This is a genomic window from Mycolicibacterium canariasense (assembly GCF_002101555.1).
In the GTDB taxonomy this organism is placed as follows: Bacteria; Actinomycetota; Actinomycetes; order Mycobacteriales; family Mycobacteriaceae; genus Mycobacterium; species Mycobacterium canariasense.
Map to the genome: position 1 here is coordinate 37,604 of NZ_LQOL01000045.1, position 13,752 is coordinate 51,355.

The 13,752-nt window shown below is 66.4% G+C and carries 13 protein-coding genes; 6 read left to right on the forward strand and 7 right to left on the reverse strand.

The features are described 5' to 3' along the window. The first annotated feature begins 20 nt into the window (after positions 1-20). From AWB94_RS11310 to AWB94_RS11330, 5 genes are all read left to right on the forward strand, one after another. Positions 21-1,538, forward strand: a complete 1,518-nt coding sequence (locus AWB94_RS11310) for a GMC oxidoreductase (RefSeq protein WP_062659121.1) — start codon at positions 21-23, stop codon at positions 1,536-1,538. 52 nt (positions 1,539-1,590) lie between these two features. Next, positions 1,591-2,607, forward strand: coding sequence for a sugar phosphate isomerase/epimerase family protein (locus AWB94_RS11315; RefSeq protein ID WP_201029608.1), 1,017 nt, complete (start codon positions 1,591-1,593; stop codon positions 2,605-2,607). Positions 2,608-2,696: 89 nt separating this feature from the next. Beyond that, complete coding sequence (locus AWB94_RS11320) at positions 2,697-3,083, forward strand: TA system antitoxin ParD family protein (protein ID WP_062659119.1); 387 nt, start codon at positions 2,697-2,699, stop codon at positions 3,081-3,083. A gap of 37 nt (positions 3,084-3,120) precedes the next feature. Then, positions 3,121-3,711 (forward strand): ATPase, encoded by a 591-nt coding sequence (locus AWB94_RS11325; protein WP_062659118.1) that lies wholly within the window; start codon positions 3,121-3,123, stop codon positions 3,709-3,711. 303 nt (positions 3,712-4,014) lie between these two features. Continuing rightward, complete coding sequence (locus AWB94_RS11330; protein WP_062659117.1) at positions 4,015-4,845, forward strand: helix-turn-helix domain-containing protein; 831 nt, start codon at positions 4,015-4,017, stop codon at positions 4,843-4,845. On the opposite strand, the gene AWB94_RS11335 is transcribed toward AWB94_RS11330, so the two are convergent. The 6 genes from AWB94_RS11335 to AWB94_RS11360 form a co-directional block, all read right to left on the reverse strand. Then, complete coding sequence (locus tag AWB94_RS11335; RefSeq protein WP_062659116.1) at positions 4,820-5,728, reverse strand: aldo/keto reductase; 909 nt, start codon at positions 5,726-5,728, stop codon at positions 4,820-4,822. The genes AWB94_RS11330 and AWB94_RS11335 overlap by 26 nt on opposite strands. Before the next feature lie 191 nt (positions 5,729-5,919). Continuing rightward, complete coding sequence (locus AWB94_RS11340) at positions 5,920-6,828, reverse strand: alpha/beta fold hydrolase (RefSeq protein WP_062659115.1); 909 nt, start codon at positions 6,826-6,828, stop codon at positions 5,920-5,922. A gap of 287 nt (positions 6,829-7,115) precedes the next feature. Further along, positions 7,116-7,913 (reverse strand): ABC transporter ATP-binding protein, encoded by a 798-nt coding sequence (locus AWB94_RS11345; protein ID WP_062659114.1) that lies wholly within the window; start codon positions 7,911-7,913, stop codon positions 7,116-7,118. Further along, on the reverse strand, positions 7,910-8,971 hold the full coding sequence (locus tag AWB94_RS11350; RefSeq protein WP_062659113.1) for a taurine ABC transporter substrate-binding protein: 1,062 nt from the start codon (positions 8,969-8,971) through the stop codon (positions 7,910-7,912). Before AWB94_RS11350 ends, AWB94_RS11345 begins: the two co-directional genes overlap by 4 nt. After that, entirely contained in the window at positions 8,968-9,873 is a 906-nt protein-coding gene (locus tag AWB94_RS11355) for an ABC transporter permease (RefSeq protein ID WP_062659112.1), read from the reverse strand. The genes AWB94_RS11350 and AWB94_RS11355 overlap by 4 nt, the downstream gene beginning before the upstream one ends. Next, positions 9,870-10,643 carry an SDR family NAD(P)-dependent oxidoreductase gene (locus AWB94_RS11360; protein WP_062659111.1) on the reverse strand — a complete coding sequence of 258 codons (774 nt, stop codon included), beginning with the start codon at positions 10,641-10,643 and terminating at the stop codon, positions 9,870-9,872. The genes AWB94_RS11355 and AWB94_RS11360 overlap by 4 nt, the downstream gene beginning before the upstream one ends. A gap of 244 nt (positions 10,644-10,887) precedes the next feature. Between AWB94_RS11360 and AWB94_RS11365 the strand changes: the two genes are divergently transcribed. Next, positions 10,888-12,216, forward strand: coding sequence for an aspartate aminotransferase family protein (locus tag AWB94_RS11365; protein ID WP_084395432.1), 1,329 nt, complete (start codon positions 10,888-10,890; stop codon positions 12,214-12,216). Here the strand turns inward: AWB94_RS11365 and pdxR are convergent, their stop codons facing one another. Continuing rightward, positions 12,217-13,707, reverse strand: coding sequence for a MocR-like pyridoxine biosynthesis transcription factor PdxR (gene pdxR / locus AWB94_RS11370; RefSeq protein ID WP_062659110.1), 1,491 nt, complete (start codon positions 13,705-13,707; stop codon positions 12,217-12,219). It lies immediately after the preceding gene. Positions 13,708-13,752 lie beyond the last annotated feature (45 nt).

Here is a 13,752-nt window from a genome sequence, read left to right on the forward strand (position 1 = left end):
CTGTGCACCCGACGAACGCAATGATCGAGCCCCCGGCATTCGACGTGCTCATCGTGGGCAGCGGACTGATGGGCGCCGCCGTCGCTCATCTGCTCCGACAGGCCGACACGCACCTGCGCATCGGAATGGTCGACGGCGGACCGCCTCTCGGCTCGACACCCGGACAGCATCTGCACGACGTACCCGAACCGGAGATCTGGGGTCAGTACAACGAGAAGGTGTCCACCGGCATCCAGGGGTTCTACACGGGTGTCGCCCCGAGCGCCGACGTCGGCGGCAACCTGGCCGCCGCGACACCGGGCATGTATCACCTGCAGTCGATCGGCGAGGACGCCACCGCCATGCCGGCCGCCGCAGTGGCGTGGAACGTCGGCGGCATGGGCATCCATTGGACCGCGGCCACCCCAACGCCATGGGGCAGCGAGGTGTTCCCACAGATCGGTGAGAACGATTGGCGCGCAGACCTTCACCGAGCCACCGAGCTCCTGCGCGTCAACCGCTGTCCGTATCCCCCGACAGCGGCCGGGCAGGCGGTGGCGAAAACCCTGGGCACGCTGTTCGACTCCGTGAGCGCAGAGGGCCGAGGCATCCAGCCCATGCCGATGGCCGTCAATCCCACCCCGTCCGGCCTGAAGGAGCGCACGGGCCCCGCGACGATCTTCCCACCCATCGGCAATCCCGCCCGCGACGACCAATTCACCCTCTACACCGACACTTTGGCGACATCCATCGTGCACCGGAACGGCCGCGCCACCGGTGTGGCCGTCCGTGACGTCCACACCGGTGACACCCGAGAACTCACCGCGAGTCAGGTGATCGTCTGCGCTGACGCGATCCGGACCCCGCAGCTGCTCTTCGCCTCTAGCATTCGCCCACGCGCACTCGGCCGGTTCCTCAACGAGCACATCTTCCTCTCAGGACAGGTGCTCGCCGACCCCGGCCGACTCGGCTTCGATCTCGCCACCCTGGACCCTCCCACCGATCACGAGTGGGCCGCCGACTGCATCTGGATACCGCACAGCGACGGCGGTCAGCCCTTCCAGGTGCACATCATGAACGCGGTGATGATCGACGACGACCGCTCGCCGCTCGCCTACGCCGTCGGCCTCGAGTTCTACGTCGCCACCGAGATTCGCGAGGAGAACGCGCTCCGATTCTCCGACACGGACACCGATGCCGCAGGGATGCCGCGGATCACCATCGACTTCGACTACACCGATGCGGATCGAGCCAGCCTGCAGCAGGCCCAGCAGGTGCAGCGTCAGGCGGCTGAGCTGCTCGGCCCGTTCGACCCCGCGACCGAGTCGGCCGTTCTCCCGGCCGGGTCGTCACTGCACTTCACCGGCACCGTGCGGATGGGCGCGGCCGACGACGGGACGAGCGTGTGCGATACCGACTGCCGGGTGTGGGGTTTCGAGAACCTGTTCGTCGCAGGCTGCGGTGTCATCCCGACCGCACTCAAATGCAACTCCACCCTCACCGGTATGACGACGGCGGTACGAGCGGCACGCGCGGCCTCGGCCACAGTTCGACGCTGACGTAGACCGCCCTGGCACGAGGAGCAGACTGTCGTTGAGAAGGGAGCGTGCGATGCAGAGTCGGCGGGAAGTGACGCTGTTCACCGGACAGTGGGCTGATCTACCCCTGGAGACGGTCGCCGAGATGGCCGGCAAGTGGGGTTACGACGGACTCGAGATCGCCGCATCCGGTGACCACCTCGACTTGGAGCGAGCCGAGGAGGACCCCGGTTATCTGCAAACCCGCCTCGAGCTCCTCGCTCGGCACGGACTCGTGGTGCGCGCGATCTCGCACCACCTCGGTGGGCAAGCCGTGTGCGACGACCCCATCGACTTCCGGCACCGCGCCATCCTGCGCCCAAGCGTGTGGGGCGACGGCGACGCCGAGGGCGTCCGCACCCGCGCCGCCGAAGACATGAAACGCGCTGCCCGCGTTGCCCGTCGGCTCGGAGCGGACGTGGTCACCGGGTTCACCGGATCGAAGATCTGGCCGTATGTCGCGATGTTCCCACCGGTTCCGGACTCCGTCATCGACGCCGGGTACGAGGACTTCGCCACACGGTGGAACCCCATCATCGACGTCTTCGACGACGAGGGAGTTCGGTTCGCCTTGGAGGTGCACCCGTCGGAGATCGCCTACGACTACTGGACAACCCGTCGGACCCTCGACGCCATCGGGAACCGCCCCGGATTCGGGCTCAATTGGGACCCGAGCCACCTGATCTGGCAGGGATTGGATCCCGTCTCGTTCATCATCGACTTCGCCGACCGGATCTATCACGTCGACTGCAAGGACACCAGAGTGCGACCGGCGAACGGCCGCTCGGGCCTGCTCGGTTCACACCTGCCGTGGGGTGACCCGCGGCGCCGCTGGGACTTCGTGTCGACGGGACGCGGAGACATCCATTGGGAGGATGCCTTTCGGGCGCTCGAGGCGATCGGTTACCTCGGGCCCATATCGGTCGAGTGGGAGGACGCCGGCATGGACCGTCGCCACGGAGCCGCCGAAGCCGTCGCGTACGTCCGCAGCCTGCTCTGGCAGCTACCCGACGCGCGGTTCGACGCCGCCTTCGGTCAGTCGGATTCCTGACGCATCGCCATCATGCCCGTGGTCGCGCCAATCGCCAGTGGTGTAGCAGTCTGCTACGCTCGTAGCAGACTGCTACATGGAGGTCGGAGATGGCAGAGACCACAGACCGGGTGACGCGGGTCGCTGCGGACCTGATGGACAGCGCCGCGGTGGAGGGTTCGCGCCAGAGCCGATCGGCCAAGCAGCAGCTCGACCACTGGGCCCGGGTGGGGCGCGCGGTATCCAGCCAGCACAGCGCCGCACGCCGCAAGGTCGAGGCCGCGTTGGCCGGCGAAACTCCCCTGAGCGTTCTCACGGCCGAGGAAGGCGCGGTGTTCAACGCCGAGATCGCGGCGGCCATCGAGGAAAACCTCGCCAAGGCCGACTACGGCGCGACACTGGCGGCACGCGGGATCACCACCGTCGCCGTCGATGAGAACGGCGACATGGTGCAGTACCGCCCGGATGGCAGTACGGCGGTGTTGGCACGCCGGTGACCGGCCGCCCCACGGGAACCACTCAGCGATCGTCGCCGTGAACCGACTCGACCTGGTCGTCGGATCCAACGGGGCCGGCAAGTCCACGTTCATCGAACTGACCTTGGCGCCGTTGCTGCCTGGCAGCGTCGTCGTCAACGCCGACGACATCGCCAAGCGCCGCTGGCCGGAGGCGGCCGCCGAACATTCCTACGAGGCCGCGCGTATCGCCGCGCAGACTCGATCCCAACTGATCGAGCTCGGCGAGTCCTTCATCGCCGAGACGGTGTTCTCGCATCCCTCCAAGCTCGAACTGATCGACGCTGCGCAGGCTGCCCGCTACACCGTGATCATGCATGCGGTGTTGATCCCCGAAGACCTGGCTGTGCAGCGTGTGCGCCACCGCGTGGCCGCTGGAGGTCACGACGTGCCCGAGCGGAAGATCCGCGAACGCTACCAACGGCTTTGGAGCCTCATCGTCCTCGCCGCCCAGCGGGCCGACACCGCAACGTTCTACGACAACAGTGCTTCTCGCGGCCCTCGCGTGGTCACACAGATCAGCTCAGGATTCGTGGTCGGCTCCCCCGTATGGCCATCCTGGACACCGGATGTCCTCACCACGCAATGGCCCCCGGGGACTCCCGGCTAGCCCAGACGGTCGAATGCCTTGTGCCGCCCGATGCAGCGACCGTGTCAGCCTTTCGGTTCAGAGTTCCTGCCGCAACATCTACGGGTCGATGAGGCTGTGCGGGCCTGCCGCCGCGCGATTCAGGGCCACGATGTCTTGAAAGAACGACCGACTTGGCTCCCATGACGCGATGATCGCCAGAACCGCAGGCGCTACTTCCAGGCGGGCGGGCTCCGTCACGCCGCAAGCCGCCTCGGTCGGACGACAAGTCGCCGCGCAGCGTGCGGCCTTGCCAGCGGCAGGGAGCCCGTTCAGGATAGGGCTATGGCAGATCAATCGGCGACGCTCGGTTCGTTCTTACGCGCGAGGCGTGAAGCGGTGACGCCGCAGGACGCCGGCCTGGTACCCGGCGACGGTCGGCGGGTCCGCGGCCTTCGTCGAGAAGAGCTGGCTCTCCTCGCCGGATTGAGCACCGACTACTACCGGCGGCTCGAACAGGGGCGTGAGCACCGACCGTCGCTACAGGTGCTTCGTGCGCTCGCACGCGCCCTACAGCTCGATACGCACGCGACCGCCTACCTCGTCTCGCTTGTCCATCCCGTCCCTCTCACAATGCCCGCTCATACGACCACGGTGTCGGCGGGAATCCAGCTTCTCCTCGATTCCGGCTTGCGTGTACCGGCGATCGTCGTCGATCTCGGCCTCAACATCCTGACGATCAACGCGGCCGGCCGTGCGATGTACAGCGGCTTCCGCGACACGGACAATCTCGCCCGCATGGTGTTCCTCGACCCTGCCGCCCAGGATTTCTACACCGACTGGCACCATGTGGCCACTCAGGTCGTCGGCAACCTCCGTTCAGGCCTGACCCGATTCCCGAATGACGACCGCGTCGCCGAGGTGGTCGACGAGATCTCCGCTCACAGTTCGGTGTTCGCCGGACTGTGGGCGACCCACGACGTACGTCCGCGCACCAGCGAGGACAAGGTGTTCCATCATCCGCAAGTCGGCGAGCTCCGCTTACACTTCGAGGCGCTCGAGGTAGCGGATGCTCCCGACCAGCGGCTGTTCGTTTACTGTCCGCTCGAGAACGCACCGTCTCCCGACGCCGTCGCTCTACTGGAATCGCTTATGCCGGTGACGGCGTCGACGTAGCCCCGCTGAGCTCGTCGATCTGTTCCGGTGTCAACTGCACTTGCGCTGCAGCCATGTTCTCTTCCAGATGCGTGCGACGCGATGTGCCAGGGATGGGAAGCATCGCCGGTGAGAGATGCAACAACCAGGCGATCGCCACCTGACCCACAGTGCACTGGTGTGCCCGGGCCACGTCGGCGAGCGCCTGGTGTGCCGCATCGAGCCCGCCCTGCGCCACCGGCGCCCACGGAATGAACGCGAGCCCATCGCGCTCGCACACCTCCAACATGTCGTTGGCGCTGCGGTCCATGACATTGAACCGGCTTTGGACACTGACGATATCGGCGATCTGCCGCGCCTCGTCGAGCTGCGCCACCGTGCATTGCGACATCCCGATCTCGCGGATCTTGCCCTCATCCTGAAGCGCCTTGAGCTCACCGATCTGGTCTGCCAACGGCACTTTCGGATCCACCCGGTGCAGCTGCAACAGATCGATCTGATCGACCCCCAACCGGCGCATGCTCATCAATACCTGCTGTCGAAGGTATTCGGGTCGTCCGACCGGTGGCCACGCTGCCGGGCCGAGGCGTTTCGGCCCGGAGTCGGTGTCGATGACATCAGGTCCGTTTCGGGTCAAGCCCGCCTTCGTCGCGATGACGACATCATCGGGGTACGGATGCAGCGCCTCGTACAAGATCTGTTCGGCGACATGCGGGCCGTAAGAGTCGGCGGTGTCGATGAACTGCACGCCGAGGTCGACCGCCCGACGGGCCACGGCGATACATTCGTCCCGGTCTTGGGGCTCACCCCAGATTCCGCGACCCGTGAACCTCATCGAACCAAAACCCAAGCGCGACACCTTCTTACCAGCAATACTGATCGTCTGCGGACTCACGTTCACCATTGCGACTACCTCCACTTCACTTTTCCCATCGGTTATGGGCCCTTGTGCTGCCGGGCGACCAGCGGCACTGCGACCACGTTAGGTGCCGGCCGGTGGGCTTTCGGGGTGGTGATACACCCCCTCACGTCGGGAATAAGCCGAGTGCCGCGAGCAACCGGGTTCCGACATGCCACCACGACACCCGGCGCCGGCTACCTCGTCAGGCCCCGCGCGGCCGCGTCGAATTCGCAGAACATCCTGGTGAAGTACTCGGGCTGCTCCTCGGCCACCCAGTGACCGCAGTCCGGGACAAGCTGATCTGTCACCGAATCAGCGACCTCTTCACACATCGCCCGGAAGTTCTTGGCGAGCGGACCCGAAGCACCTCCCGACGCCAGCACCGGGATGGTGAGCTTGCCGTGTCGTTGTAGCGCTGCGCGATTGTCGTCGGCGTCGCGGTCGAGTTCCCGATAGACCTCGCACATTGCGCGCATGGCTCCCGGGGCCTCGAACGCGCGGGCATACACGTCAAGGTCGTCATTGGAGATGGCATCCGGCTGGTAGGTCAAGTCGTCGAAGAATCGGTTGATGTACCAACGTTCACGCCCGTGCGTGAGGTACACCGCGATATCGGTGTTGGCATGAAAGCTGAACTGCCACGCCGACTTCTGAGCCACCCGCCAGTCGTAATAGGCAGTGCCCGGAAGCGGCGCTTCCATGAAGGTGACACTCACGACATCATCGCGGTACCGCAGCGCGAAGCCCAAGGCCAGCGTCGACCCGAGATCATGGCCGACAAGCGAGATGGGCTCCACCACGCTCAGGGTCTCGCGCACCAGGCTGTGAATATCACCGGCCATGGTCCACTTGTCGTACCCGTCACGAGGTTTGTCGGACGCGCCGGCGCCGCGATAGTCGGGCATGATCACCCGATACCCGGCGGCGGCCAGCGGCATCATGACCTTGCGCCATTCGTATCGCGTTTGGGGGGCGCCGTGCAGCAGCACGACGGTCCTGGTGGGTTCGGGTGGAGTGACGATCGTGTAGCCGATACGAACCGTCTTGTCCGGGTCGACCCAGGCCCGACCGTGGTGGACATCGACATCGCGCGCTGTGGTCATGTTCTTCCGTCTTTCTGTGTGCAGCCTGTCGGCGGCCAGTGTCGCCCCGGCGCCCCCGCGAACAGGGGGAACACCTCGGCCCCCCAGCACACCCGAATCACCGCTAGAGCCAACCATCCATCCGACGGCGCCACCATCACATGCTGCGAGCGGGTGGTGGACGGCGACAGCCCTGCGTTTGTCCGAAACTCTCGCGAGGACGCCGCGTTCGCCGGCAACGCACTGAGTTGACTATGCAGGTCAAATGCCACAATGCACGTGGTGGCGCCACTGTCGACCGGTAGCGGTCATGCGTGAGCGGCGTAGATCGCCTCGGCGAGCTCGATCTTGAGCTGCTGGAACTCCGGTGTCGCGATGACACTGGGGTCGCGCACGACATCCGGCCCGTCGCTGGGCAATTCGATCCTGCGGTCGATGATGACCCGGCCCGGCCTGGCGCTCATGACGAGCACCCTGGTCGACAGGAACACCGCTTCCTCCACCGAATGCGTCACGAAGACCACGGTTTTGCGTTCGCGCCGCCACAGCGACAGCAGTTCGACCTGAAGACGTTCGCGGGTCAACGGGTCCAACGCCCCGTAGGGCTCGTCCATCAGGATGATCCGTGGGTCGTTGACGAGCACTCGCGCGATCTGGGCCCGCTGCTGCATGCCGCCGGACAGTTCGTAGGGTCGACGCCCACCGAACCCGGTCAACCCGACGAGGTTCAGCATGGCCGTGGCCTTCTCGTGACGGGTGGCCTTGTCCATCCCACGCATCCGCAGGCCGAACTCGACGTTGCCCAGCACCGACAGCCACGGGTACAGCGTCGGTGCCTGGAACACCACGCCGCGGTCGGGCGACGGTCCGCGCACGTGCGTATTGCCGATCATGATCGTGCCCGAGGTCGGCTCGAGGAACCCGGCGAGCATCTGCAACAGCGTGGTCTTACCGCACCCGGACGGCCCCACCAGGGAGATGAACTCTCCCGGATCGATCGTCAGGTCGGTCGGCTGCACGGCCACCACCTCGTCGCCGTTCGACTGGTAGGTCTGCCCCACCTGGGTCAGCGTCAGGCGTGCGCTCAGGTCATCCGGTTCGGTCACTTGTCGGCCACCTCTCGGGCTGCGTCGGGGTAGAGGGCTGCGGCGTACACCGAGGGCGGTCCGACCGCGTCGACCCCACTCTGCGTCTGCAGGAACAGTGCGGTGTTGCGGATGTCGGTGCCGAGACCACCGCCGAGGTACTGCGGGGCGGCCTGTTCCGCGGCGTCCAGGTACAGGTAGCCGTCGAGTTGGGTGCTGACTTGGGCGGGATCGACCCCGAGTTGGCCTGCCAGGCGGGCCACCGCATCCTGCCGGTCGTTGCGAATCTGGCCGACGGCCCAGTTCTGGGCGATCGTCCACATCCGCATCGCCGCGGGGTTGGACGTGACGAACTCGCCGCGCGCGCCCTCCAGATCGTAGGTCGGGCTGCCGGCCTTGGCGGTGTCCTCAGCCGTCATGACGACATGGCCATCCTTCGTCAGCTCGGATAGCGTCGGTTCCCAGATCCACGCCGCGTCGATCTGGTTTCCCTGCCAGGCGCCCACAATGGCGCTGGGCTCCAAGTTGATCACCGTCACCGACTGGGCCAGTCCCGCATGGTCGAGAGCGGATTGCAAGCTCAGGTGCGATGTCGAGCCGAACGGCACTCCGATCCGCTTGCCGCGCAGTCCGGTGATGTTCGAAATGCCCGGATCCTTGACCGCGAGCGACTCCGCTCCCCCGATCACGTCCTGCACCCACACCACGCGGACGTCGAGGTTCAGCGGTGCGGAAAGCGACTTGGCGGCGGGTGCCGAGCCCATCAGTCCGAGGTCCAGCGAGTTCGACCCGAACGCGCGAACCACGTCGGCGCCGGACGAGAACTGCGTCCACGTGATGGTGGCCTTCGGCATGCACTTGGCGAGCAGATTGGCGTCCTTGACGATCAGGTCGCCGTTCGGGATCTGCTGGAATCCGATGCGGATGTCGGTGGTGATCGACGGGTCGGGGTCCACCGGGCAGTTCACCTCGGGGATCAGGGAGCGGCTCATCTCACCGCGTCCCGACTCCACGATGCAGCCGGTCAGCGTCAGTGCGCACGCCAACAGTGCGCCCGTCAGCGCAAGGGGGTTTCTCATGCTCGGCCCTTCCACGGTGCGGCCAACAGTCCGATCCACTTGATCACCGAATCCAGCAGCAATGCCGTGATACCGATGACGATGATGCAGGCGATCACCAACGGGGTGCGCAGTTGTGTCCCCGCCACGTACGCGAGTCCACCGATTCCGGGAATGCCGTTGTTCAGTTCCGCGGCCACCACCGTCGTCCACGCGAAGCCGACGGCCAACCGCACGCCGTTGACGATGTCGGGCACCGAGGCCGGCATGACAACGCGCAGCACAACCTGGGATCTGCTGGCTCCCAACGCTCTTGCTGCATTCACGTAGTCTCGTTTGACGCCGAGCACACCGGAGAGCGTGGCCACCGTGACCGCGGGGAACGCCGCAAGGAACAGCAACCACACCTTCGAGGTGTCACCGATCCCGAACCAGACGATCAGCAGGCTGAAGTACCCGAGCGGGGGAAGTGCCCGCAGGAAGTTGAGATACGGTTCGACCATCGTCGCAACCGATTTCGACGAACCCATCGCGAATCCGAGCAGCATTCCCACGACGATGGCGACGCCGACACCGACGAATATTCGTTGCAGACTGGCGACCAGGTGTTCCCACAAGAAGTAGTTCTGCTCACCGAGCACTTCGCGCGGCACCCCGGGCGCCACCTGATGCCAGGAGTTGGCTCTGACGAATGCCCGCCACACGTCGCCCGGGCCCGGCAGGTAGAGCGGCTCGACGATATGTGCCGCCGTCACCATCCACCACCCGGCGAGGAAGACCGTCAGCGCCCCGAGCCGAATACCCCAGTGCCGCAGCGCCGACGGCGACCCTACTGGTAGCCGCCGGATGAGTGCGCGGCGCTCGGGCGGCTCGTGTGTGTCGTGCTGGGACGCGATGTCCTGTCCCGCGACTACCTGTGTCATGACGTCCTCCGATGGACACGTTGTGCGCTGGTCTGATCGCGCGCGAGCAACAGCATGGAGTCGACGTTGACTCGGGCGGGCCGTGTGACGACCCAGGTGACCGCTTCGGCGACGTCATCGGCGGTCAGCGGTTCGGCGCCCGCGTAGACGGCGGCCGCACGGTCGCGGTCGCCGCCGAAGCGGCGGATCGAGAATTCGGTCTCGACCATCCCCGGATCGATCTCACATACGCGCACCGGTTCGCCGAGCAGCTCGAGTCGCAGTACCCGGGTGAGCGCCCGGACCGCGTGCTTGGCGGCGTTGTACCCGCCGCCACCGAGGTACGGCTCGACGGCGGCGATCGATCCAATGGTCACGATGGTGCCCGCGCCCGATGCGCGCAACCGGGGCAGCAGTCCGCGGGTGATCCGCAGCACCCCGAGGACGTTGACGTCGAACATCGCCTGCCAGTCCGCGTCGGACGAGGACGCGATCGAGTCGACGCCCACCGCGCCGCCGGCGTTGTTGACCAGAACCTCGACGGCGTCGACGCGACTGCAGAAGGCGTCCACCGCCTCGGAGTCGGTCACGTCGAGTTCGTGTGCGGAGACCGTGCGTTCGGGATGATCGGCGGTGATCTTCGCGGCGAGGTCCACCAACCTGTCATGCCGGCGGGCGGCGAGGACGAGATCGTAACCCACCGCTGCCAGGTGCACCGCCGTCGCGGCACCGATGCCGCTGCTGGCGCCGGTGACCACGGCAACCCTGCGGCTCGTCGTATCCGATGTCATGGCGACCAGACTCCGGCACATCTGGCCCCTTCGACAGGTCCACTCCATGAGTAGTTGACCAGGCCAGTGGTAACCGCAGCCGCCCGCTGTTAACCAAACCGGGTCCGATGCCCACCTCAGGGACGGCAACTGGCACCGTCGATTCGGCGCCGTCTGCACCTGTGCCGGTGGCCGACACGGTGACACCGTGGCATCAGACGGTCCCATCCGACGCGTCTTCCGCCGTCCCCGAGAGGAGCCAGCCTTGCCAGCACCCGCCAGCGCCGCTGCCCGCCGTATCTACGACCTCGACCGCAGCCGAGTCTTTCACTCGTGGTCGGCCCAGGACCAGCTCGATCCGCTCGTGATCACCGGCGCCGAGGGCAGCCACGTGATCGACGGCGACGGCAACCGGCTGCTCGACTTCAGCTCGCAGTTGGTCTACACCAACGTCGGCCACCAGCACCCGAAGGTCGTCGACGCCATCGCCAAGCAAGCGGCCACCTTGTGCACCATCGCCCCCCAGCATGCCAACGAGGCGCGCGCCCACGCCGCGGACCTCATCACCCAGATCGCTCCCGCGGGCTTCAACCGGGTCTTCTTCACCAACGGAGGTGCCGACGCCGTCGAACACGCCATCCGCATGGCACGCCTGTACACCGGCCGGTACAAGACGCTGTCGGCGTACCGGGGGTACCACGGCGCCACCCATCAGGCCATCAATCTCACCGGGGACCCGCGACGTTGGCCCAGCGACTACGGGTCGTCGGGTGCGGTGCACTTCTTCGGCCCGTTCCGCTATCGCAGCCAATTCGGCTCCCGCACCGAGGAAGAGGAATCGGCCAACGCCCTTGCGCACCTGCGTTCGCTGATCGAGTTCGAGGGTCCGGAGTCGTTCGCCGCCATCATCCTCGAAACGGTGCCCGGCACGGCAGGGATCATGGTGCCACCGCCGGGATACCTGGTCGGAGTTCGCGAGCTGTGCGACCAGTACGGCATCGTGATGATCCTCGACGAGGTCATGGCCGGATTCGGCAGGACGGGAAAGTGGTTGGCCCTCGAGCATTTCGGGGTCACGCCCGATCTGATCACCTTCGCCAAGGGAGTGAATTCCGGTTACGTCCCGCTCGGCGGCGTCATCGTCAGCGACCCGATCGTGGCCCGGTTCGCGGACACTCCCTACCCCGGCGGCCTGACCTACTCGGGACACCCGCTGGCCTGCGCGGCCGCTGTGGCCACCATCAACGTGATGCGCGACGAGGCCGTCGTCGAGAACGCCGAACGCATCGGCACCGAGGTCCTCGGCCCCGGCCTGGCCGAGCTCGCCGAGCGTCACCAGATCATCGGCGAGGTCCGCGGTCTCGGAGTCTTCTGGGCGGTGGAACTGGTCACCGATCGTGACACCAAGCAGCCGCTGGCTCCCTACGGCGGGACGTCGCCCGCGATGCGTGCGATCGCCGATCGCGCGCGCACCAATGGCCTGTTGATGTTCAGCAATTACAACCGTTTCCATCTGGTGCCGCCGTGCAACGTCAGCCCGCAGGACACCAAGCAAGCGCTGGCCATCCTCGACGATGCGTTGTGCGCGGTGTGATCACCGGGGCAGTGCGCCGGCGAGGGCCCGCACGCCCGGTTCGATCAGGTCGGTGGGCAGCGAGCTGAATCCGATGCGCAGGTAGTTGTTGCGCCAGGTCCCCGGAAAGAAGTACCTGGATCCGTCGGCGACCAGCACACCTTGCTCGCGGGCGCGCAATGCCCAACGCTTGCAGTCGATGCCGTCCGGAGCGGCATACCACAGGCTCACCCCGCCGGGCGGGAAGGCGTCCTCGGCCATCGGCAGATACCGGCGGACCGACGCCGTCAGCACTTCCCAGCTGGCGCGCAACCGTCGGCGCTGTCCCCGCAACGTTCGGTGGTACTCACCGGATGCGATGAATATGCCCATGGCACGTTGCAGGTGCCCGGGTAGATGCTTGGAGCGGTGGTGACGCTCGGCGCGCAGCGCGGCGATGACGTCGCGGTGTGCGACCACGAACCCCAACCGCAGTCCGGCCGACAGGAACTTGGAGAACGATCCGATGTACACCACGCGACCGGTGGTGTCCATCGACTTCAGCGACGGGGTGGGCTGGCCGCGGAAGCGGAACTCGCTGTCGTAGTCGTCCTCGATTGCAAAGGCATCGCGTTCCTCGAGCTCGTCGACAAGTATGCGGCGGCGCGGCAGGCTCAGCGTGACGTTCGTCGGGTGGTGGTGGCTGGGGGTGAGGTAGATCGCGTCGAAGCCGGGGGCTTGTTCGATTGCGGCACCACGTTGGTCGACGGGTACGGGGACCACGGACGCACCGATGCGCGAGCATATGTGCCAGGCATCGACATAGCCCGGATTCTCCACCGCGACAGTCGACTTCGGCGAGAGCAGGACGTCGGCGAGCAAGGACAACCCCTGCTGGGCGCCCGAGGTCACCAATACCTCATCGGGCGCGGCGTGCACCCCGCGCGGCGGCAGGATCTCGTTGCACAACGCCTCCACGAGCAGGGGGTCATCCAGATCGCCTGCGTCGCGCACGCTGTAGGCCAGATGCGGTGTTTGCAGCGCCTCCACGGCGGCGCGCTGCCAGCCACGCACCGGAAAGCTCTTCAGCTCGGGCTGAGCACTGATGAACGGATACCGGAATTCTCGCCAGTCCGGGAAGGCAGGCGCACGGGTAACCGGCAATTGGTTCGACTCGCCTGGCCGGGCCGCCAGCCGTGCCGCCCAGTCCACGCCTCTGGCGTGCGGTGTGGCGCGGATCCGCCGAGGACCGTCGCCGCGCGTCAACGCCACCGGATACAGCCCGGAACGCGGTTGGCTCTCGACGAGTCCGAGGCTGGTCAGCTCCTGGTACGCCAATGCCACCGTGTTGCGCGAAACCCCGAGGGTCTGGGACAGGTAGCGGGTCGACGGCAACGGTCGATTCGCCGCGTACACCCCTCTGGCGAGTTGATCCTCCAGCACCGCGCGGACCTGCCGGTACAGCGGCACCGCCGAGGTCGCATCGATCGCCAGCTTGTCGAACTCCTCCGGTCGCGTGGAGCCTGCTGCCATCGACCGATGCTAACTGGCCCCTCCGAATACAGCACCTTCTGGACC

Coding starts and splice junctions, on each gene's coding strand:
- AWB94_RS11310 (WP_062659121.1), top strand. CDS start 21: ATGATCGAGCCCCCGGCATTCGACGTGCTCATCGTGGGCAGCGGACTG.
- AWB94_RS11315 (WP_201029608.1), top strand. CDS start 1,591: ATGCAGAGTCGGCGGGAAGTGACGCTGTTCACCGGACAGTGGGCTGAT.
- AWB94_RS11320 (WP_062659119.1), top strand. CDS start 2,697: ATGGCAGAGACCACAGACCGGGTGACGCGGGTCGCTGCGGACCTGATG.
- AWB94_RS11330 (WP_062659117.1), top strand. CDS start 4,015: ATGGCAGATCAATCGGCGACGCTCGGTTCGTTCTTACGCGCGAGGCGT.
- AWB94_RS11335 (WP_062659116.1), bottom strand. CDS start 5,728: ATGGTGAACGTGAGTCCGCAGACGATCAGTATTGCTGGTAAGAAGGTG.
- AWB94_RS11340 (WP_062659115.1), bottom strand. CDS start 6,828: ATGACCACAGCGCGCGATGTCGATGTCCACCACGGTCGGGCCTGGGTC.
- AWB94_RS11350 (WP_062659113.1), bottom strand. CDS start 8,971: ATGAGAAACCCCCTTGCGCTGACGGGCGCACTGTTGGCGTGCGCACTG.
- AWB94_RS11355 (WP_062659112.1), bottom strand. CDS start 9,873: ATGACACAGGTAGTCGCGGGACAGGACATCGCGTCCCAGCACGACACA.
- AWB94_RS11360 (WP_062659111.1), bottom strand. CDS start 10,643: ATGACATCGGATACGACGAGCCGCAGGGTTGCCGTGGTCACCGGCGCC.
- pdxR (WP_062659110.1), bottom strand. CDS start 13,707: ATGGCAGCAGGCTCCACGCGACCGGAGGAGTTCGACAAGCTGGCGATC.